Origin of the sequence: Citrobacter sp. C5_2 (genome assembly GCF_014596845.2) — a bacterium.
Classification (GTDB): domain Bacteria; phylum Pseudomonadota; class Gammaproteobacteria; order Enterobacterales; family Enterobacteriaceae; genus Citrobacter; species Citrobacter werkmanii.
Genome location: NZ_CP115032.1, coordinates 2,863,536 through 2,883,959, shown reverse-complemented (window position 1 = coordinate 2,883,959; position 20,424 = coordinate 2,863,536). Strand labels below are relative to the sequence as shown.

Genomic DNA, 20,424 nt, shown 5'->3' with positions numbered 1-20,424 from the left:
AAGAAACGGAAAACAGCGCCTAAAAGCCTCCCTGGTGGAGGCTTTTTTTATACGCGTCATCCTTCAAGTTGTCTCTGTGTTGGCTGCATTCGCTCACCCCAGTCACGTACTGATGTACGCTCCTGAGGATTTGCTCTTTTGCCGCCTTGATACAACTTGAATGATTTTGCGTATAGACGAGCGACTAGTGAATATCGCCACATAACGAGGAAAACCATGTCACATCTCGCAGAGCTGGTTGCCAGTGCAACGGCCGCCATTAACCAGGCTTCAGATGTTGCCGCGTTAGACAATGTCCGCGTCGAATATTTGGGCAAGAAAGGGCACTTGACCCTTCAAATGACAACCCTGCGCGAGCTGCCGCCAGAAGAGCGTCCGGCAGCAGGTGCGGTGATAAACGAAGCCAAAGAGCAGGTACAGCAAGCGCTGAACGCACGTAAAGCCGAATTAGAAAGTGCTGCGCTGAATGCCCGTCTGGCTGAAGAAACGATCGATATCTCTCTGCCGGGACGTGGTATCGAAAATGGCGGTCTGCATCCGGTAACACGTACTATCGATCGTATTGAAAGCTTCTTTGGTGAGCTGGGCTTTACCGTGGCGACCGGTCCGGAAATCGAAGATGACTATCATAACTTCGACGCACTGAATATTCCTGGCCATCACCCGGCGCGTGCTGACCACGACACTTTCTGGTTTGACGCGACCCGTCTGCTGCGTACGCAGACTTCCGGCGTGCAGATCCGCACCATGAAAGAAAAACAGCCGCCGATCCGTATCATCGCCCCTGGGCGCGTATACCGTAACGATTACGATCAGACGCACACCCCAATGTTCCATCAGATGGAAGGGCTGATTGTTGATACCAACATCAACTTCACCAACCTGAAAGGTACGCTGCACGATTTCCTGCGCAACTTCTTTGAAGAAGACCTGCAGGTTCGCTTCCGTCCTTCTTACTTCCCATTCACCGAACCTTCTGCGGAAGTTGATGTGATGGGCAAAAACGGCAAATGGCTGGAAGTGCTGGGCTGCGGGATGGTTCACCCGAACGTGCTGCGCAACGTGGGTATCGATCCGGAAATCTACTCCGGCTTTGCATTCGGTATGGGTATGGAGCGTCTGACCATGCTGCGTTATGGCGTGACCGATCTGCGTTCCTTCTTCGAAAACGATCTGCGTTTCCTCAAACAGTTTAAATAAAGGCAGGATAAAACAATGAAATTCAGTGAACTGTGGTTACGCGAATGGGTAAACCCGGCGATTGATAGCGATGCGCTGTCAAACCAAATCACGATGGCGGGTCTGGAAGTTGACGGTGTGGAACCTGTTTCGGGCGCGTTCAACGGCGTTGTGGTGGGTGAAGTGGTTGAGTGCGCTCAGCACCCGAACGCTGACAAACTGCGCGTCACCAAAGTGAATGTAGGCGGTGACCGCCTGTTGGATATCGTCTGTGGCGCGCCGAACTGCCGTCAGGGCCTGAAAGTGGCGGTGGCAACCGTGGGCGCCGTACTGCCAGGCGACTTTAAAATTAAAGCAGCGAAACTGCGCGGTGAACCGTCTGAAGGTATGCTGTGCTCGTTCTCCGAGCTGGGTATTTCCGACGACCATAGCGGCATTATCGAACTGCCCGTCGATGCGCCAATTGGCACCGATATCCGCGAATACCTGAAGCTTGACGACAACACTATCGAAATCAGCGTTACGCCGAACCGCGCCGACTGCCTGGGTATCATCGGCGTGGCACGTGATGTTGCCGTACTGAACCAGGCTCCGCTGGTTGAACCGGAAATGGCGCCAGTAGCCGCAACCATTAGCGATGTCCTGCCGATTCAGGTCGACGCGGTGGAAGCCTGCCCACGCTATCTGGGGCGCGTGGTGAAAGGCATCAACGTTAAAGCGCCAAGCCCGCTGTGGATGAAAGAAAAACTGCGTCGCTGCGGCATCCGCTCTATCGATGCCGTGGTTGACGTAACGAACTATGTGCTGCTCGAACTGGGTCAGCCGATGCACGCGTTCGACAAAGACCGCATTGAAGGCGGGATTGTTGTCCGGATGGCAAAAGAGGGGGAAACCCTGGTTCTGCTGGACGGCAGCGAAGCTAAACTAAATGCGGATACGCTGGTGATTGCCGACCATAACAAAGCGCTGGCCATGGGCGGCATCTTTGGTGGCGAACATTCCGGCGTGAATGATGAAACGCAAAACGTCCTGCTGGAATGCGCGTTCTTCAGTCCGCTGTCTATTACCGGTCGCGCGCGTCGTCATGGCCTGCACACCGATGCTTCTCACCGCTATGAGCGTGGTGTCGATCCTGCGCTGCAGTACAAAGCGATGGAGCGCGCTACCCGTTTGCTGATTGATATCTGCGGCGGTGAAGCCGGTCCAATTATTGATGTAACCAACGAAGCGACGCTGCCAAAACGCGCGACCATTACGCTTCGCCGCAGCAAACTGGATCGTCTGATCGGACACCATATTGCTGATGACCAGGTGAGTGATATTCTGCGTCGTCTGGGTTGTGACGTCACGGAAGGTCAGGATGAGTGGAAAGCGGTAGCGCCGAGCTGGCGTTTCGATATGGAAATCGAAGAAGACCTGGTCGAAGAAGTTGCCCGCGTTTACGGTTATGACAATATCCCGAATACGCCAATTCAGGCAGGTCTGATCATGGGTACGCATCGTGAAGCGGATTTATCGCTGAAACGTGTAAAAACCATGCTGAATGACAAAGGCTACCAGGAAGTTATCACCTACAGCTTTGTCGACCCGAAAATTCAGGCATTGCTGCATCCGGGTGAAGAATCGCTGCTGCTGCCAAGCCCAATTTCTGTTGATATGTCGGCAATGCGCTTGTCACTGTGGACCGGTTTGCTGTCAACGGTGGTGTATAACCAGAACCGTCAGCAGAACCGTGTGCGTATTTTTGAAACGGGTTTACGTTTCGTACCGGATACGCAGGCCAACCTCGGGATCCGTCAGGATCTGATGCTGGCAGGCGTGATCTGCGGTAATCGTCATGATGAACACTGGAATCTGGCAAAAGAGACCGTTGATTTCTATGATTTGAAAGGCGATCTGGAAGCGGTTCTCGACTTGACCGGCAAACTGGCGGACATTCAGTTCAAAGCTGAAGCGAATCCAGCACTGCATCCGGGTCAGTCTGCGGCGATTTATCTGAAAGGTGAACGTATTGGTTTCATTGGGGTTGTTCATCCTGAGCTGGAACGTAAACTGGATCTGAACGGTCGCACTCTGGTGTTTGAACTGGAGTGGAACAAGCTCGCAGACCGCGTGGTGCCTCAGGCGCGTGAAGTTTCTCGCTTCCCAGCGAACCGTCGCGACATCGCAGTCGTTGTGGCAGAAAACGTTCCCGCTGCGGATATTTTATCCGAGTGTAAGAAAGTTGGCGTAAATCAGGTAGTTGGCGTAAACTTATTTGACGTGTACCGCGGTAAGGGTGTTGCGGAGGGCTATAAGAGCCTCGCTATCAGCCTGATCCTTCAGGATACCAGCCGTACACTTGAAGAAGAGGAGATTGCCGCTACCGTCGCCAAATGTGTAGAGGCATTAAAAGAGCGATTCCAGGCATCATTGAGGGATTGAACCTATGGCGCTTACAAAAGCTGAAATGTCAGAATATCTGTTTGATAAGCTTGGGCTTAGCAAGCGGGATGCCAAAGAACTGGTCGAGCTGTTTTTCGAAGAGATTCGTCGTGCTCTGGAAAATGGTGAGCAGGTAAAACTCTCTGGTTTTGGTAACTTCGATCTGCGTGATAAGAATCAACGTCCGGGACGTAACCCGAAAACGGGCGAAGATATTCCCATTACAGCACGGCGCGTGGTGACCTTCAGACCCGGACAGAAGTTAAAAAGTCGGGTTGAAAACGCAACGCCCAAAGAAGAGTGATTTAACGATTCGTTAAACCACTTGCGTTGCCATCAAAGCGGCAGCGTAAAGCATGACGTATATATACCCTAAATAATTCGAGTTGCAGGAAGGCGGCGACGCAGCGAATCTCCAGGAGCGTACATAAGTACGTGACTGGGGTGAGCGAGTAAAGCCAACGCACATGCAGCTTGAAGTATGACGGGTATAACTAAAAAGGCCGCTCTGCGGCCTTTTTCCTTTTCACTACCGAAACAGCACCGTAGAATCACCCCCATCTCTTTTCAGCAGAATGGAAAACATGCTGACTTTCGCCCATCAACAGCAGCGACGAAACGTGCGCTGGATACTGTCACTGTCAGTGCTGATGTTACTGGCAACGGTTTTAAGCCTGTGCGCAGGAGAACAGTGGATCGCTCCCGGCGACTGGTTCAGCGCCCGCGGCGATCTGTTCGTCTGGCAAATCCGCTTTCCTCGTACCCTCGCCGTTTTGCTGGTAGGCGCTGCGTTGGCTTTATCCGGTGCGGTAATGCAGGCCCTCTTTGAAAATCCACTCGCGGAACCGGGTCTACTGGGCGTGTCTAACGGCGCAGGTGTAGGACTTATTGCTGCGGTGCTGCTCGGCCAGGGGCAGCTTCCCGGCTGGGCGTTGGGCTTATGTGCCATCGCCGGGGCGCTGATTATTACTCTCATTCTGTTACGCTTTGCCCGTCGTCATTTGTCTACCAGTCGCTTGCTGCTGGCGGGAGTGGCGCTGGGCATTATCTGTAGCGCGTTGATGACGTGGGCCATCTATTTTTCCACCTCTTTTGACTTACGACAACTGATGTACTGGATGATGGGGGGCTTTGGCGGCGTCGACTGGCATCAGGCCTGGCTGATGGTGGCGTTGATCCCCGTACTGATATGGATCTGCTGTCAGTCTCAGCCGATGAATATGCTGGCGCTGGGGGAAACTTCTGCGCGCCAACTGGGGTTACCATTATGGTTCTGGCGCAATCTGCTGGTGGTCGCCACAGGATGGATGGTCGGCGTAAGCGTGGCTCTGGCGGGTGCGATTGGTTTTATTGGATTGGTTATCCCCCACATTTTGCGGTTGTGTGGTTTAACCGATCACCGTGCTCTCCTGCCTGGCTGCGCGTTGGCTGGCGCAATCGCATTATTGTTTGCTGATGTTGTCGCGCGTTTGGTGTTGGCTTCGGCTGAACTGCCCATCGGCGTGGTGACGGCTACCATGGGAGCACCGGTATTTATCTGGCTATTGTTGAAAGCCGCGCGCTAGAAAGCGTTGGTTCGGTCTATGATTAAAAAACTGAAAATCAACCTGTTGTTCTGGAGATGCTATGCAAGACACTATCCTCAATACCGAAGTGACGACCATTGACGGCGAGGCGACTACGCTGCAACCGTATTCCGGCAATGTACTGTTAATCGTCAACGTTGCTTCAAAATGTGGACTGACGCCGCAATACGAACAACTGGAGAACCTGCAGAAAGCCTGGCATCAACAGGGCTTCAATGTGCTTGGTTTTCCCTGCAATCAGTTTCTGGGCCAGGAACCGGGCAGCGAAGATGAAATCAAAACGTACTGCAGTATGACCTGGGGCGTTACCTTCCCGATGTTCAGCAAGATTGACGTCAACGGCGAGGGGCGTCATCCGCTGTATCAGAAGCTGATTGATGCCGCGCCAACGGCTGTGGCGCCAGCAGACAGTGGATTCTATGAACGTATGGCCAGTAAAGGCCGGGCGCCGCTCTACCCGGACGATATCCTGTGGAACTTTGAGAAGTTTTTAGTGGGACGGGATGGGCAAGTACTGCAACGATTCTCTCCGGATATGACGCCTGAGGATCCGATGCTGGTGCAAAGCATCAAGAAGGCGCTGGCAAACTAATGTCTCGATTGATGCAGCTACAGGATGTAGCGGAATCGACCCGGCTCGGCCCGCTTTCTGGTGAAATAAAAGCAGGGGAAATCCTGCATTTGGTGGGTCCTAACGGTGCGGGGAAAAGTACGCTGTTAGCGCGTATGGCGGGTTTGACGACCGGGGAGGGCAGCATCACCTTCGGCGACATGCCGCTTGAAGAGTGGCCGGCAGCAAAGCTGGCGCAATATCGTGCTTATCTTGCGCAACAGCAAAACCCGCCTTTTGCCATGCCGGTCTGGCATTTTCTGACGCTGCATCAACCCGACAAAGCGCGTGCCGATCTGTTACAGGAGGTCGCCGATGCGCTTGGTCTGGGGGATAAGCTGGGGCGTGGCGTTAATCAACTCTCCGGCGGTGAGTGGCAGCGTGTGCGCCTGGCGGCCGTTATTTTGCAAATTTGCCCGCAAGCTAATCCATTCGGTCAGCTTTTACTGTTGGATGAGCCGATGAACAGCCTGGACGTCGCGCAACAAAATGCCCTGGACAGGTTGTTGGGCCAGCTGTGTTTGCAGGGAATAGCGATTGTGATGAGCAGCCATGACCTCAATCATACCTTGCGCCATGCGCATAAGGCCTGGTTGCTCAAACGTGGGAAGCTGCTTGCCAGTGGCTCACGTGATACGGTCCTGACACCAGCTAATCTGTCTGCGGCTTACGGCGTGAACTTCCGTCGTTTGGATATCGAAGGCCACAGAATGCTCATATCAACCACTTAAGTTAAATGGGTTCTTGAAAATCCTGTAATTTCCACGCTAAATTGGCATAAAAATAAAATCCAGAGGATTCGTCCTGAATGCGCTTTTGGCTCCTTTTCATCACAGCATTGTTTTTGGCGGGCTGCAGCAGCCATCGTGCTCCTGCGCCAAATGCCCATTTGTCGGATTCTATCGCCGTTATCGCCGGTCTTAATGACCAGCTACAAACCTGGCATGGTACACCTTATCGTTATGGTGGTATGAGCCGTAGCGGGGTGGATTGCTCAGGGTTTGTTTTGATGACGATGCGGGATAAATTCGATCTACAGCTCCCGCGCGACACGCGCATGCAATCAAAGATTGGTACCGAAATCGATAAAGATGATTTGCTGCCAGGCGATCTGGTTTTCTTTAAAACCGGATCCGGAGAAAGTGGTCTGCATGTCGGCATTTACGACACCAATAATCAATTTATTCATGCCTCAACCAGCCGCGGAGTGATGCGCTCGTCACTGGATAATGTCTACTGGCGTAAAAACTTCTGGCAGGCTCGACGTATTTAACCCTCACAACTGACGAGGCTGCTAACGACTGTGCAGCCTCGACATTTTCATTTGAATGCTAACTGTTATTACTGCTTCCAGCCGATCAATAACCCTGTGTGTTAAGAGTGTATCTTGCTAAAAATATGATTTATGCCGGGATATTAAAAAGTGCAAAGCTGGATATTCGCTTATAATCACGATAAGCTAAAAAAAAGGATTCGATTTACTGGCTATAAAGGGACAAATGAAAGAGCCTCTACTTGCATCAGCAGTAACGTATTTCTCCATCCTTTGCTACAGGATGCCGGATAACACCTATGCAGAGGGGCTGGTACGATGATTGTTTCACTGGATAATCTTTATCAATCGGAGTTGTCTTTTCTTCCTGCGAGAAGTGAAAAAGGCGATCTTGAATTCGTAGATATCATCACCAGTTTTGCCAGCCTGCAGGGGGATGTGCGCATACCAACCGAGCTGGTCTTACCTCGGATGTCGGACGATGAACAATGTCGTTTATTTGCAGAGAAACTAGAATTAATCGAAACGTGCCAACATTTTTTTATTCAGCGAAAAGTCTCAGTCTGGATTAATTTAACCCCGGCAATTGCTCATACTTTATTATCAGACGCTGAATATGCTTCACAAATTGAACGATTTTCATTTCTGGAACTGGCTATTAATGAAAGCTATCCAGAGTTAAACAAGGGTAAAGACAATCCAACGCTGGCTGCACTTGCGGCAAGATTTCCATTAATTCTGCAAAATTATGGCGCTGGCGGCATATCAACGCGGGCAATTTTTGATGGCCTGTTCAAACGTGTGGTGTTGGATAAAAACTTTGTTCAACAAAGGATTGCACATATTTCATTTGAACCATTTATGCGCGCTATCCAGGCGCAAATATCACCCTGCTGTGAGTCAATCATCATTAGCGGTATTGATACGCAAGAAATGTTGGCACGAGTACTTCCCCTCGGTTTCAGCGCCATGCAGGGAGGACTGTGGCCTGCGGTACCGCCCGCGCAGATAATTTCGTTATCGAGGATATAACCCTTTTATTTGCTGGTGTTTAACAGGCTATTAACAGTCTACACTAGAGACAGGAGGCCCTATGACCCTGTCTTTTACCACCCGCTGGCGTGATGAATTACCAGCAACCTATACAGCACTCTCGCCTACGCCCCTGAAAAACGCGCATCTTATCTGGCATAACGATGCTCTGGCTGAGCAATTGGCTATTCCTGCGGCGCTGTTTACTATTCCAGAGGGTTCAGGCGTTTGGGGAGGTGAATCCTTGCTTCCCGGGATGTCGCCTTTAGCGCAAGTTTATAGCGGACATCAGTTCGGCGTTTGGGCCGGTCAGCTTGGTGACGGACGTGGGATCCTGCTGGGCGAACAACAGCTTGCTGATGGCTCGACGCTTGACTGGCACCTGAAGGGTGCCGGACTGACGCCTTATTCCCGCATGGGGGATGGGCGCGCCGTGCTGCGTTCAACCATTCGCGAAAGCCTGGCCAGCGAGGCGATGCACTATCTGGGAATACCCACCACGCGGGCATTGTCGATTGTCACCAGCGACACGCCGGTATATCGCGAAACGGTAGAGCATGGGGCGATGCTCATTCGCGTGGCGCAAAGCCATATGCGCTTTGGCCATTTTGAACACTTTTACTATCGTCGCGAGCCGGAGAAAGTCCGTCAACTTGCAGACTTCGCGATTCGTCATTACTGGCCGCATTGGCAGGAAGAAGCCGATAAATATCAGCTGTGGTTTAGCGATATTGTCACGCGTACCGCAAGCTTAATCGCCGACTGGCAGGCGGTAGGGTTTGCGCATGGCGTTATGAATACGGACAACATGTCTATTCTGGGGCTGACGATGGATTACGGTCCGTATGGTTTTCTTGATGACTACGTGCCGGATTTTATCTGTAACCACTCCGATCATCAGGGACGATACAGTTTCGATAATCAACCTGCAGCCGCGCTGTGGAACCTGCAACGTCTGGCACAAACCCTGTCGCCATTTATCCCGGTCGAGGCGCTCAATGATGCGCTGGACAATTACCAACTGGCGCTGTTAACGCGTTACGGTCAACGGATGCGGCAAAAGCTCGGCTTCTTTAGCGAGCAGAAAAACGATAACGAGCTGCTGAGTGAACTGTTTAGCCTGATGGCGCGAGAAAGAAGCGACTATACGCGAACGTTTCGCATGCTCAGTCTGACGGAACAACACAGTGCGCTATCTCCGCTACGCGATGAGTTTGTTGATCGTGCGGCGTTTGACGACTGGTTCACACGGTATCGCTCGCGCCTGGAACAGGACAGCGTTGCTGACGATGTCAGACAAACGCAGATGAAAGCGGCAAACCCGGCGATGGTTTTACGCAACTGGCTGGCGCAACGGGCGATTAGTCAGGCGGAGCAGGGAGATTACGCCGAGCTACATCGGCTGCACCAGGCGTTGCGTACCCCGTTTGTCGATCGCGATGATGACTATGTCAGTCGGCCGCCTGACTGGGGCAAACGGCTGGAAGTGAGCTGTTCAAGCTAAGGCGCCAGAAACACCTGGGGGGACACGTTGGCCGGATGATGGCCAACGTGAACCTCAGCACCGTACCAGCGCATCAGATCATCGGCCCGTAACACGGTCTCCGGCGTCCCTTGCGACGCCAGCCTGCCATTATGCAGTAACACTATTCTGTCAGCCCATAAAGCTGCCAGATTCAAATCGTGAAGCACAATACACACATGCAGTTCTCCTGAAGCGACAAGCGTTTTCAGTAACCGCAGCAGATGTTGCTGGTGGTAAAGATCCAGCGCCGAGGTGGGTTCATCAAGAAATAACCAGCCGCGAGGCGCTCCGTCGCACCAGAGTTGCGCCAGGGCACGGGCTAACTGCACGCGCTGTTGCTCGCCGCCGGAAAGCGTGGCGTATTGCCGACCTGCCAACGGCGCGCATCCGGTCATCTCCATCACCTGCGCGATAAGGCGAGGTTCCGGACGCTGGGCCCAGGGCGCGCGTCCCATTGCGATAACGGCCTCTACCGGCCAGTCAAATCCCAGTTGCGTTTGCTGACGCATCACCGCCCGATGGCGCGACAGCGTCTGCGTATGCCACTTATCCAGCGCTTTGCCCGCCAGCATGCAGCGTCCGGCAACCGGTTTGAGAAAACCGGTCAACAGGCGCAGCAGGGTTGATTTCCCCGCACCGTTTGGGCCGATGAGCGCCACCAGTTCACCTTTTGCGAGGGCAAGCGATACATCAGCAATCACCGACCTGCCCGCCACGCTATAGTGAAGTCCTTCAGCAACGAAATGTTCAGCCATGCGATCCTCGCTGACGAAAAATAAGCCATAAAAACCATGGGGCGCCGAGCAGACTGGTTAACAGACCGACCGGCATTTCCGCTGGCGCAACTGAAGTGCGGGCCAGCGTGTCGGCAATCAGTAATAAAAACGCGCCCGCCAGCACGGAACCGGGGATAACGGCCCGATGGTCTGCGCCGAGCCACATACGTATTAAATGCGGGATAACCAGCCCGATAAAGCCAATTACGCCGCTTACTGCCACCGCTGCGGCTACCAGCAAGGCGCTGCAAAGCAGCAAAATACGCTGGATTGTACGCACATTCACGCCAAGATAATGCGCCTCTTCCTCGCCCAGTTGCAGCAGGTTCAGGGCCGAAGCCAGACGCCAGACGATCAGCACCGTCGGGATAGCCAGCGAGGTAACTGCCAGCAGCGTGGACCATTGTGCAGCGCCCAGACTTCCCATCCCCCACAGCGACAGCTGGCGCAGTTGCGCATCATTACTGACCCACGACAGAACGCCAACAGCCGCCCCGCAGAGCGCGTTGATCGCAATACCGACCAGCAGCAGCCGCGAGAGTGAACCGTCGCGCTGTTGGCTGAGGATAAAAATCACCACGGTTGCCGCCAGTGCACCGACAAATGCAGCCAACATTGGCGCATACAGCATCAGTAGCGCGGGTAAAGAGACAGGCAGTACCACCCACAGGGCGACGGCGCAGGCTGCACCGCTGCTAATTCCGAGTAATCCCGGGTCGGCAAGTGGGTTGCGAAACAGTCCCTGCATCACACAACCGGATAGCGCCAGAGAACCGCCAATCACCAGCGCCAGCAGAACACGGGGCAGGCGAATAGTGAGCCAGATTTGACGCAGAGTTTCATTGTCATCACGCCAGAGCAGACTTACCGGCAGGCGCAACGCGCCAAAACCGGTAGCCAAAATTGTCATTACGACCAGCATTAGCGCCATGACCCACAAAGAACAAGTGATTCGTCGGGACATCAGGGCAATTGCTCTGCTTTCGCGCGTAGTTGCAAAATGGCCTGCGGCGTGCGGATACTGAAGCCAAGCAGAGCCATATCATCAACCTGCAATACCTGTTTATTCCGTCCCGCAGGTGTTTGCGCCAGCCCCGGCAGCGCCCACAGGCTCGCCTCGCCACCCATTGCCTTAACACCTTCCCGGGAAATCACAACCAGGTCCGGCTGGCTGGCAATCACACCTTCTTGTGAAAGAGGTTGATAACGGTTAACCCCCTGCATCGCGTTGCGCAAACCGGCGGCGCGAATAGCGGCATCGGCTCCGGTTTGCTGGCCTGCAGCCATGGCGGTCATCCCACCATGATTAAGAATAAACAGGACGCGTTTGTTAAGTTCAGATGACGGGAGCGCCGCCAGCTCCTGACGTAAGGTTGCACGCAACGTTTCGCCGTCGGCCTCCCGGTGAGTCGCCTCGGCAATGACGCGAATTTTTCCATCAATCGCGTTAAGGTCGTTGTTTGCCGGGATCGTAACAACCCTGACGTTGCTCTGCTCGACCTGTTTTAGCGCCAGAGAAGGCTGCGCCTGCGCACTGGCAAGGACCAGCGTCGGACGGGTGGCAAGGATCCCTTCGGCGTTAAGCTGGCGTAAATAGCCGACGTCAGCCAGGGCGTTTGCGGCTTCAGGCCACTGGCTGGTACTGTCTCGCGCCACAAGCGTTGACTGCGCCCCCAGCGCGTACACAATTTCGGTGACGTCGCCCCCCAGAGTAACGACTCTTTCCTCGGGGACCGCCAGTGCAGTAACGGGCAGCAGCGCAATCAGGAGCAGCAGTTTGTTCATGCGGCCAGCCCTTTCGGCGTCAGTGCGTCAATTTGCGCGCGCCATTGCGTTTGCTCCGGTTCGCCTTCCGTACGTTGACCATACAGTTGGGCAATCTGTGTGCCATCGGCCGCAAACAGTTCCAGACTGGTAACGTGTCCATCGGCGGTTGGTTTGCGCGTTACCCATGTTTCAGCCACGCTTTCTTCCAGCAGATGTAATGTAAATGCTGGATTGAATATATTCAGCCAGCCTTTCATCGGCACCAGTTTTTCTATCACGCCGGTAAAAATTTGTACGCAGCCGCGATTACCCACAAACACCATAATTTCATTACCATCCTGACGCGCGGTATTGAGTAACTGCGCCAGTGCGCCATTGGTCACTTTACAGGCCAGATCGTCGCCCACCAGATTAAACGCCTGTTGGCGAGTGAGATCGTGGCGTTTCAGCAGACCGAAGAACTGGTGGACATCGGTCATGGCTCGCCACTCTTGATCCACGGTCTGTGCATCAACGGTGACGGTAGCAGGAGCAGGGTTTTTAGCGGATTGCAGCGCCAGTGGCGGGTTTTCAGTGAAGATGAAACGGCTCAGTAACGCTGCCCATTCTTCAACGAGGGTATTTTGTGTGGCATAGACCTTCAGTAATGCATCACCCTGATGGTCGAAAAACTGAATGCTCTGACGCTCGCCGTGAGCGGTTGTTTCTCTGATATGAAAGGCGCTTGCCCACTGATTCAGGAACAGACGCAGATCGAGGGCGCGTGGATTGAGTACCAGCCCGGCATGCCCGCTCAGGTGCTGGTTGGTAAAGACGCCGACCTGCTCATGCACCGCATATTCGTTGCGGCAAATACATTTGGTTTCGCCTACGGCTTCCAGCGCGCCGAGGATTTCGCGGACTTCGCCACGTAAGCGCCAGGCGTCATGACCGACGCGCGCGAAGGTCAGTTCTGCCTCGCTGATGTGCATCATAGCCGCGATGTCACGTGCGTATTTGCCAGGGTTTTCTTTTTTCAGTTCCAGCCAGCGTGTGTGGTGATTCATTGTCTCTTCCTTCCAGATTGCTGCCCCGGCGAACCGGGGAAAAGTGATTACCACTGATAACTCACGAAAATTTTGCCATTGCGGCCATCCTGCGGAATGCCCTGCGGCGACCAGTACTCTTTGTCGAAAGCGTTGCCCAGGACCAGTGTGGTGGTCATGCCTTTTAGCGCCTGTTGCCCCTGATAGCTCACGTAGAAGTCGTTTACCGCATAGCCGGGTTGTTTGGCGTAGCTGCTGCTGATGTGCGTTGAGCGGTCAGCAAATGTACCTATCCAGCCAACGGAGAAACCGCTGTGCGCAACCGGCACGTTCAATTTGCTGGTGACGGTGTCCGGGTTAATGCTGGAAATGTACTCGCCCGTGTCAGTATCTTTACCCCGCGTGCGGTTATAGGCCATATCGAGGCTGAACAGATCGGCGGTGTATTTCGCCATCACGTCCCAGCCCCAGATTTTGGCGTTGGGTACGTTATAGGACATGGTCGTCGCAGCGGCAAAATCGACGCTGGTGGAGATGTAATCTTTGGCTTTGGTGTCGAAATAGCTGGCTTTAAATTCGAGCGCATCGCTCGCCATCAACAGATCGTCAAAGCGCAGGCCAAATCCGTATTCCTGCGTTTCGTTGGTTTCCGGACGCAGGTTCGGGTTTGGCACCCAGTAGTTGGTGTAAAAACGGCCAATCGAGAAGTGCTTCGCGTCGTTATACATCTCGCCCATGGTTGGAGCACGGAAGGCCTGAGCGTATGAACCGAAAAGCATCAGCCAGTCGGCAGGCGCAACGGTGAGTCCAGCGCGGGACGACCATTTGTCGGCATCGACATCTTCATAACCGTCGCTGCTGCCACGATAAGAATCATAACGGGTACCCCCCAGCAGCGTAACCGGCAGGTCGCGCAGGGTGATTTCATCCTGTAGCCAGCCGGAGCTAAAATCGATTTTTGCCTGCGGGAAACCGGTGGTTACGCCACCCGGTTGTTGTTCCTGACGATAGTATTCACCGCCGTAGGTCAGTAAGTGAGAAGCAAATGAATCGGTAAACAGGCGGCTACGGTTGTCGACTTTCCCGCCTTTGGTGGTCTGCTTGCGAAATTCGCCGGTGCTGTCCGTGTTTTGTGCATTAATGCGCGCTTCGGACCAGTAGATGCGGGCATCCGCGTTCAGCCAGTCATTATCCGCCGGGGCGAGGGAGTAGGTCAGTTGCGCATCGCGCTGAATGGTCGAGCGATCGGTCATCGGGTTGCTGGTGGTATCCGCCGCGCTGGTTTGTGGGTTTTTAGGTTCCCGGGCATCATTGTTGTAATAACGCAGCGAGCCGGCCAGCGTCTGGGCGCTGTCAATTTTCCAACTGCCTTTCGCCAGCATATTGTTAATTGCTTCATCGTTCGGGGCGGTAGTGCCGTCGCTCTGGCGCAAATTACCGCGATCGCGACTGGACCAGGCCAGCAGCCCGTCGAGGGTATCGGTGCGGCCAAATGCGCTGGCGCCCATACCGAGGCTGTGATCGCCGGTAGCCGCGGTACCGAACACGCGATAACCGCTATTCTGACCCGCCTCCAGTAAGTCTTTAGCATCCGCAGTGTCGTAGGCGATTACGCCACCCAGCGCGCCGCTGCCATACAACAGTGCGGAAGGGCCGCGCACCACTTCAATCCGCTTGATTAGCGCCGGATCGAGGAAGGTACTGTTCAGGTGCCCGGTATCGGTTCCCTGGCGAACGCCATCCACCAGCACCAGAACACCGCGACGGTCATAGCCGCGCAGATTGACGTCCTGACCATTTGTCCGCCCCGTACCGTCAAGGCTCAGGCCCGGAACCTTCCGTAACAGGTCGGCTGCCGAGCTGGCTGTCTGGTTTTCAGGTGCAGTAGCGTCGATAACGCTGACCATCATCGGCGCTTCAAAAGCGCTACGGGGATTACCGGTGGCGGTGACGGTCATATCCTCTACTGCCGCCCAGGCAACGACGGGAAGATTACTGACAATCGCCAACGCCAGGAGCGACGGGCGCAAGGATGCGGTGTGCAGATGGGGCATAGCAACTCTCCATTAGAAAATCGAAAAGCGCTGGCTGCCTGGGTATCACCTGGGTGGCTGGCGAAAAGTGTCGTTTATTTAGTCAGAATGAGTTTTCCAGCATGGGTCTGGCGCAGCAGGTAGTGCTGGCCATCGTGCTCTATAATCACGCGTCCTTCTTTGCCCAGCAAACTTTTACTGTCAATGCGACGCTCGGTTGCGGCGACGGCAGGCGGTGTTTTTTCTTTTGCAGGCGTTGCTGTTGTGTTATCCATACGTGACATAGAGTTTAAAAATAGCAATCAATGTAACAATGATAATCATTATCATCAAACTGCAAATGTGCGGCAAGCGTTTTTGTGAAATAATTGTGACGGGAACAGTTTTTGCACAACAATGAAGGGAAAAACAAAGAATTACCACCGGGCAACGTGGTGTTACCCAGTGTACAGCGTTAAAAACGGCTATCAACCGCCGAGGCGAGTTTGTCCACCAGTAGTTCAGTATCTTCCCAGTTCAGGCACGGGTCGGTAATCGACTGACCGTAAACCAGCGGCTGACCGCTGACGATTTTTTGCGTGCCTTCACGCAGAAAACTTTCCGCCATGATCCCGGCAATCGCCGTCGAACCGTTGCGAATTTGCTGGCATACGTCATCACACACTTCCAACTGACGGCGATGCTGCTTCTGGCAATTACCATGGCTGAAATCGACGACCAGATGCTCAGGCAGGGAAAATTCGTGCAAGGTATCGCAGGCGGCGGCAATATCTTCAGCAAAATAATTCGGCTTTTTACCGCCGCGCATAATGATATGCCCGTATGGATTACCGCTGGTCTGATAAATGGTCATCTGGCCGGTTTTATCCGGGGAGAGGAACATATGGCTGGCGCGGGAGGCGCGAATCGCATCGACGGCGATACGGGTATTACCATCCGTCCCGTTCTTAAACCCAACCGGGCAGGAAAGAGCAGACGCCATTTCGCGGTGGATCTGGCTTTCGGTGGTGCGCGCGCCAATGGCGCCCCAACTGATTAAATCAGCAATAAACTGGCCGGTCACCATGTCGAGAAATTCAGTCGCCGTGGGGACGCCCAGTTCGTTGACCTGCAGCAGCAGTTTACGCGCCAGCTCAATGCCGTGGTTCACACGGTAGCTGCCGTTCAGGTCCGGGTCGGAAATTAAGCCTTTCCAGCCCACGACGGTGCGTGGCTTTTCAAAATAGGTACGCATCACGATTTCCAGACGCGTCTGGTGCTTTTCGCGCAGGGCCTGCAGGCGCGTCGCGTATTCCACGGCGGCATCGAGATCGTGAATTGAGCAAGGGCCTACGATCACCAGCAAACGGGGATCTTCGCCATTCAATATTTTTTCTATCCGGCGTCGGGAGTCCGTAACATGACGGGCGACGGCGGACGAAACAGGATGCCGCTGCGCAAGCTCTGCTGGAGTGACCAGGTTGTCAATACGCGCAGTACGGAGTTCATCGGTTCTGTTCATTACTTGTCTCAGAAATTTGTTGCTTCAACGGCAGGACTACCGGGAAGTGATGTGCATCACAATATCACACTCATCCGGCCTGGTGGCGAGCATAATAACAAAAAATCGAACCAATGCACTAGCATTCTAGTACATGCGGCGATTCAGCCCCATAATGTCGAGGATCTTGGTAGCAATCTCTTCTACCGAATAATTGGTACTGTTTAACCATGGGATCTGATTTTTCCGGTACAGCGCTTCCACTTCGGCAACTTCCATCCGACACTGGCGTAGCGAGGCGTAACGGCTGTTCTCTCGTCGCTCTTCGCGGATCGCCGCCAGGCGTTCGGGGTCGATGGTCAGACCGAACAGTTTATGCTGCAGCGGCTTCAGGGATGTGGGCAGCACCAGATTATCCATATCATCGGCAATAAAGGGGTAGTTGGCCGCGCGGATACCAAACTGCATGGCCAGATACAAACTGGTCGGGGTTTTGCCGCAACGGGAAACACCGAGCAGGATCACCTGCGCCTGATCGAGGTTGCGCAACGAAATACCATCGTCATGGGCAAGGGTGTAATCAATAGCGGCAATACGCGCATCGTACTTGTTGAGGTTGCCGGGATTCAGGCCGTGGGTACGATGGGCAATCGGCGTTGGGTCGAGCTTCATCTCTTGCTGCAATGGAGCGACCAGCGCCTGTACGATATCCTGACAAAACCCCTCGCTTTGCAGAATGATTGAGCGGATTTCCGGCAAGACAATGGAGTAAAACACCAGAGGACGCACGCCAGTTTGTTGGTAGATGGCGTCAATCTGGTCTTTAACCGCGCGCGCGCGACTCTCGTTTTCAACAAACGGCAGCGTAATGCTGTTGATAGTGACCGGAAATTGCGACATTACCGCGTGGCCCAATACCTCGGCGGTGATGGCCGTACCATCAGAAATATAAAAAACGTGACGATCAACAGCATTATCCATTTTACTCATCCTGGGGCAGACATAATTCTCTGAAAGCATAAATTAAAATTCGCCAGAAGCGAATATTGCGCCATCACTTTTATAAACTGAAACGCTATTTTTATATTTAATGAAAAGTACATTTCATTTTTCGGAACAAATGTTTATACCGATAGTTTTTGTGGTGATCCCGTGTCGCTCGCGGGTTTGCGCAAATGCGGAAACAATCTTAAAAAATAAAAAATAAAGTTGCTTGAACGATTCACCGTTTTTTTCGCCGCGGTAAATATGCAAAGATAAATACGCAAAATTGAGTTTCCTAACCTCGTTCATATATAAGGATTGTTCGATGTCCAACAATGGCTCGTCACCGCTGGTGCTTTGGTATAACCAACTCGGCATGAATGATGTAGACAGAGTTGGGGGCAAAAATGCCTCCCTGGGTGAAATGATTACTAACCTTTCCGGTATGGGGGTTTCCGTACCGAATGGTTTTGCAACAACCGCCGATGCGTTTAACCAGTTTCTGGACCAAAGCGGTGTAAACCAGCGCATTTATGAGCTGCTGGATAAAACGGATATTGATGATGTTACCGAGCTTGCGAAAGCCGGGGCACAAATCCGCCAGTGGATTATCGACACTCCTTTCCAGCCGGAGCTGGAAAATGCCGTCCGCGATGCCTACGCGCAACTGTCAGCAGACGATGCCCATGCATCTTTTGCCGTGCGTTCTTCCGCCACCGCAGAAGATATGCCAGATGCGTCATTTGCTGGTCAGCAGGAAACCTTCCTCAACGTCCAGGGCTTCGATGCTGTCCTGGTCGCTATCAAACACGTATTTGCTTCGCTGTTTAACGACCGCGCGATTTCTTACCGTGTTCACCAGGGCTATGACCACCGTGGCGTGGCGCTTTCTGCTGGCGTCCAGCGAATGGTGCGCTCTGACCTTGCGTCCTCAGGCGTTATGTTCTCCATCGACACCGAATCCGGTTTCGACCAGGTGGTGTTTATCACTTCCGCATGGGGTCTGGGCGAGATGGTGGTGCAGGGTGCCGTTAACCCGGATGAGTTCTACGTGCACAAACCGACTCTGGCGGCTAACCGTCCGGCGATCGTTCGTCGCACCATGGGATCGAAAAAAATCCGTATGGTCTACGCGCCAACCCAGGAACACGGTAAGCAGGTGACCATTGAGGATGTGCCGCAGGAACAACGCGATATTTTCTCTCTGACCAATGATGAAGTGCAGGAACTGGCGAAGCAGGCGGTACAGATCGAGAAGCACTACGGTCGTCCGATGGACATCGAATGGGCGAAAGACGGTCATACTGGTAAGCTGTTCATTGTTCAGGCTCGTCCGGAAACCGTGCGTTCTCGCGGGCAGGTGATGGAGCGGTATACGCTGCACGCCCAGGGTAAAATTATTGCTGAAGGTCGCGCCATCGGTCACCGCATTGGCGCCGGCCCGGTCAAAGTTATTCACGACATCAGCGAAATGAACCGTATTGAACCCGGCGACGTACTGGTGACTGATATGACCGACCCGGACTGGGAACCGATCATGAAGAAAGCGGCGGCGATTGTGACCAACCGTGGTGGACGTACCTGTCACGCGGCGATCATTGCCCGTGAACTGGGGATCCCTGCCGTGGTTGGCTGCGGCGATGCCACCGAGCGCATGAAGGATGGTGAGAAGGTCACTGTCTCCTGTGCCGAAGGCGACACCGGTTATGTTTACGCTGAGATGCTTGATTTCAGCGTGAAGAGCTCCAGCGTGGAGACCATGCCGGATCTGCCGTTGAAGGTGATGATGAACGTCGGCAACCCGGACCGGGCTTTTGACTTTGCCTGCCTGCCAAACGAAGGTGTCGGCCTTGCGCGTCTGGAATTCATTATCAACCGCATGATCGGCGTGCACCCTCGTGCGCTGCTGGAGTTTGATGACCAGACGCCTGAGCTACAAAATGAAATCCGCGGCATGATGAAAGGTTTCGACTCTCCGCGTGAATTCTACGTTGGTCGTCTGACGGAAGGGATCGCGACGCTGGGTGCGGCGTTTTTTCCGAAACGCGTCATCGTGCGTATGTCGGACTTTAAGTCCAACGAATATGCTAACCTGGTCGGCGGTGAGCGTTATGAGCCGCACGAAGAGAACCCGATGCTGGGCTTCCGCGGGGCGGGCCGTTACGTTTCAGACAGCTTCCGCGACTGTTTCGCACTGGAATGTGACGCGGTGAAACGTGTCCGTAACGATATGGGTCTGACTAACGTTGAAGTGATGGTACCGTTTGTACGTACCGTTGCCCAGGCGAAAGCGGTGGTTGAAGAGCTGGCGCGCCAGGGGCTGAAACGCGGCGAGAATGGCCTGAAGATCATCATGATGTGCGAGATCCCGTCTAACGCCCTGTTGGCTGAACAGTTCCTTGAGTACTTCGATGGCTTCTCCATCGGCTCAAACGACATGACGCAGCTGGCGCTGGGCCTGGACCGTGACTCGGGTGTGGTTTCTGAACTGTTTGATGAGCGTAACGACGCGGTGAAAGCGCTGCTGTCGATGGCGATTCGCGCTGCTAAGAAACAGGGCAAATACGTGGGTATTTGCGGTCAGGGACCTTCTGACCACGAAGACTTCGCGGCCTGGCTGATGGAAGAGGGGATCGACAGTCTGTCGCTGAACCCGGACACCGTCGTACAGACCTGGCTGAGCCTGGCTGAACTGAACAAGTAACATTATGCCTTATCCGGCCTATTCAA

18 protein-coding genes and 1 other annotated feature (1 of these 19 cut by a window edge) are annotated in these 20,424 nt (G+C 53.8%); of the genes, 10 read left to right on the top strand and 8 right to left on the bottom strand.

Translation table 11 applies throughout. The annotated features are described in order from the left end of the window. Positions 1–51, top strand: a sequence feature (Phe leader region) (it extends 74 nt beyond the left edge of the window). 165 nt (positions 52–216) lie between these two features. The 9 genes from pheS (at position 217) to selO (ending at position 9,608) form a co-directional block, all read left to right on the top strand. After that, a complete protein-coding gene (gene pheS / locus ICA20_RS14105) occupies positions 217–1,200 on the top strand; it encodes a phenylalanine--tRNA ligase subunit alpha (protein ID WP_038640179.1) in 984 nt (327 codons plus the stop codon). Positions 1,201–1,215: 15 nt separating this feature from the next. Next, complete coding sequence (gene pheT / locus ICA20_RS14100) at positions 1,216–3,603, top strand: phenylalanine--tRNA ligase subunit beta (RefSeq protein ID WP_038640181.1); 2,388 nt, start codon at positions 1,216–1,218, stop codon at positions 3,601–3,603. A gap of 4 nt (positions 3,604–3,607) precedes the next feature. Next, a complete protein-coding gene (ihfA, locus tag ICA20_RS14095; protein ID WP_003030571.1) occupies positions 3,608–3,907 on the top strand; it encodes an integration host factor subunit alpha in 300 nt (99 codons plus the stop codon). A 280-nt stretch (positions 3,908–4,187) separates the two neighbouring features. Further along, positions 4,188–5,168: a vitamin B12 ABC transporter permease BtuC gene (gene btuC / locus ICA20_RS14090; RefSeq protein WP_038640182.1), complete on the top strand. Its 981-nt coding sequence runs from the start codon at positions 4,188–4,190 to the stop codon at positions 5,166–5,168. Positions 5,169–5,229: 61 nt separating this feature from the next. Further along, the gene (locus ICA20_RS14085) at positions 5,230–5,781 is read left to right on the top strand and encodes a glutathione peroxidase (RefSeq protein ID WP_038640185.1); all 552 of its coding nucleotides are present in this window, start codon (positions 5,230–5,232) and stop codon (positions 5,779–5,781) included. After that, positions 5,781–6,530 carry a vitamin B12 ABC transporter ATP-binding protein BtuD gene (gene btuD, locus ICA20_RS14080; protein ID WP_038640187.1) on the top strand — a complete coding sequence of 250 codons (750 nt, stop codon included), beginning with the start codon at positions 5,781–5,783 and terminating at the stop codon, positions 6,528–6,530. The genes ICA20_RS14085 and btuD overlap by 1 nt, the downstream gene beginning before the upstream one ends. A gap of 77 nt (positions 6,531–6,607) precedes the next feature. Beyond that, entirely contained in the window at positions 6,608–7,072 is a 465-nt protein-coding gene (locus ICA20_RS14075; RefSeq protein WP_038640189.1) for an NlpC/P60 family protein, read from the top strand. Positions 7,073–7,390: 318 nt separating this feature from the next. Then, positions 7,391–8,104, top strand: coding sequence for an EAL domain-containing protein (locus ICA20_RS14070; protein ID WP_038640192.1), 714 nt, complete (start codon positions 7,391–7,393; stop codon positions 8,102–8,104). 61 nt (positions 8,105–8,165) lie between these two features. Next, on the top strand, positions 8,166–9,608 hold the full coding sequence (selO, locus tag ICA20_RS14065; protein WP_038640194.1) for a protein adenylyltransferase SelO: 1,443 nt from the start codon (positions 8,166–8,168) through the stop codon (positions 9,606–9,608). Here selO and ICA20_RS14060 read toward each other — a convergent pair. The 8 genes from ICA20_RS14060 to ppsR all read right to left on the bottom strand — a co-directional run bounded on the left by ICA20_RS14060 (position 9,605) and on the right by ppsR (position 17,691). Further along, positions 9,605–10,384 (bottom strand): heme ABC transporter ATP-binding protein, encoded by a 780-nt coding sequence (locus tag ICA20_RS14060; RefSeq protein ID WP_038640197.1) that lies wholly within the window; start codon positions 10,382–10,384, stop codon positions 9,605–9,607. The genes selO and ICA20_RS14060 overlap by 4 nt on opposite strands. Beyond that, positions 10,377–11,369 (bottom strand): iron ABC transporter permease, encoded by a 993-nt coding sequence (locus ICA20_RS14055; RefSeq protein WP_038640199.1) that lies wholly within the window; start codon positions 11,367–11,369, stop codon positions 10,377–10,379. Before ICA20_RS14055 ends, ICA20_RS14060 begins: the two co-directional genes overlap by 8 nt. Continuing rightward, positions 11,369–12,190, bottom strand: coding sequence for a hemin ABC transporter substrate-binding protein (locus ICA20_RS14050; protein WP_038640201.1), 822 nt, complete (start codon positions 12,188–12,190; stop codon positions 11,369–11,371). Before ICA20_RS14050 ends, ICA20_RS14055 begins: the two co-directional genes overlap by 1 nt. Then, positions 12,187–13,218: a hemin-degrading factor gene (locus tag ICA20_RS14045; RefSeq protein ID WP_038640203.1), complete on the bottom strand. Its 1,032-nt coding sequence runs from the start codon at positions 13,216–13,218 to the stop codon at positions 12,187–12,189. Before ICA20_RS14045 ends, ICA20_RS14050 begins: the two co-directional genes overlap by 4 nt. Positions 13,219–13,265: 47 nt before the next feature. Further along, the gene (locus ICA20_RS14040; protein ID WP_038640205.1) at positions 13,266–15,251 is read right to left on the bottom strand and encodes a TonB-dependent hemoglobin/transferrin/lactoferrin family receptor; all 1,986 of its coding nucleotides are present in this window, start codon (positions 15,249–15,251) and stop codon (positions 13,266–13,268) included. Between the two features lie 74 nt (positions 15,252–15,325). After that, positions 15,326–15,514 (bottom strand): hemin uptake protein HemP, encoded by a 189-nt coding sequence (gene hemP, locus ICA20_RS14035; RefSeq protein ID WP_038640207.1) that lies wholly within the window; start codon positions 15,512–15,514, stop codon positions 15,326–15,328. Positions 15,515–15,684: 170 nt separating this feature from the next. Beyond that, the gene (gene aroH, locus ICA20_RS14030) at positions 15,685–16,731 is read right to left on the bottom strand and encodes a 3-deoxy-7-phosphoheptulonate synthase AroH (RefSeq protein WP_038640209.1); all 1,047 of its coding nucleotides are present in this window, start codon (positions 16,729–16,731) and stop codon (positions 15,685–15,687) included. 126 nt (positions 16,732–16,857) lie between these two features. Next, positions 16,858–17,691, bottom strand: a complete 834-nt coding sequence (gene ppsR / locus ICA20_RS14025) for a posphoenolpyruvate synthetase regulatory kinase/phosphorylase PpsR (RefSeq protein WP_038640212.1) — start codon at positions 17,689–17,691, stop codon at positions 16,858–16,860. Positions 17,692–18,019: 328 nt separating this feature from the next. Between ppsR and ppsA the strand changes: the two genes are divergently transcribed. Next, entirely contained in the window at positions 18,020–20,398 is a 2,379-nt protein-coding gene (gene ppsA, locus ICA20_RS14020; RefSeq protein ID WP_038640216.1) for a phosphoenolpyruvate synthase, read from the top strand. Positions 20,399–20,424: the final 26 nt, after the last annotated feature.

What these genes read in the sequence shown, in the direction of transcription:
- btuC (WP_038640182.1), top strand. Translation starts at nt 4,188, where the DNA reads ATGCTGACTTTCGCCCATCAACAGCAGCGACGAAACGTGCGCTGGATA.
- ICA20_RS14085 (WP_038640185.1), top strand. Translation starts at nt 5,230, where the DNA reads ATGCAAGACACTATCCTCAATACCGAAGTGACGACCATTGACGGCGAG.
- ICA20_RS14075 (WP_038640189.1), top strand. Translation starts at nt 6,608, where the DNA reads ATGCGCTTTTGGCTCCTTTTCATCACAGCATTGTTTTTGGCGGGCTGC.
- btuD (WP_038640187.1), top strand. Translation starts at nt 5,781, where the DNA reads ATGTCTCGATTGATGCAGCTACAGGATGTAGCGGAATCGACCCGGCTC.
- pheS (WP_038640179.1), top strand. Translation starts at nt 217, where the DNA reads ATGTCACATCTCGCAGAGCTGGTTGCCAGTGCAACGGCCGCCATTAAC.
- ppsR (WP_038640212.1), bottom strand. Translation starts at nt 17,691, where the DNA reads ATGGATAATGCTGTTGATCGTCACGTTTTTTATATTTCTGATGGTACG.
- ICA20_RS14055 (WP_038640199.1), bottom strand. Translation starts at nt 11,369, where the DNA reads ATGTCCCGACGAATCACTTGTTCTTTGTGGGTCATGGCGCTAATGCTG.
- ICA20_RS14060 (WP_038640197.1), bottom strand. Translation starts at nt 10,384, where the DNA reads ATGGCTGAACATTTCGTTGCTGAAGGACTTCACTATAGCGTGGCGGGC.
- ihfA (WP_003030571.1), top strand. Translation starts at nt 3,608, where the DNA reads ATGGCGCTTACAAAAGCTGAAATGTCAGAATATCTGTTTGATAAGCTT.
- selO (WP_038640194.1), top strand. Translation starts at nt 8,166, where the DNA reads ATGACCCTGTCTTTTACCACCCGCTGGCGTGATGAATTACCAGCAACC.
- aroH (WP_038640209.1), bottom strand. Translation starts at nt 16,731, where the DNA reads ATGAACAGAACCGATGAACTCCGTACTGCGCGTATTGACAACCTGGTC.
- ICA20_RS14040 (WP_038640205.1), bottom strand. Translation starts at nt 15,251, where the DNA reads ATGCCCCATCTGCACACCGCATCCTTGCGCCCGTCGCTCCTGGCGTTG.
- ICA20_RS14070 (WP_038640192.1), top strand. Translation starts at nt 7,391, where the DNA reads ATGATTGTTTCACTGGATAATCTTTATCAATCGGAGTTGTCTTTTCTT.
- hemP (WP_038640207.1), bottom strand. Translation starts at nt 15,514, where the DNA reads ATGTCACGTATGGATAACACAACAGCAACGCCTGCAAAAGAAAAAACA.
- pheT (WP_038640181.1), top strand. Translation starts at nt 1,216, where the DNA reads ATGAAATTCAGTGAACTGTGGTTACGCGAATGGGTAAACCCGGCGATT.
- ICA20_RS14050 (WP_038640201.1), bottom strand. Translation starts at nt 12,190, where the DNA reads ATGAACAAACTGCTGCTCCTGATTGCGCTGCTGCCCGTTACTGCACTG.
- ppsA (WP_038640216.1), top strand. Translation starts at nt 18,020, where the DNA reads ATGTCCAACAATGGCTCGTCACCGCTGGTGCTTTGGTATAACCAACTC.
- ICA20_RS14045 (WP_038640203.1), bottom strand. Translation starts at nt 13,218, where the DNA reads ATGAATCACCACACACGCTGGCTGGAACTGAAAAAAGAAAACCCTGGC.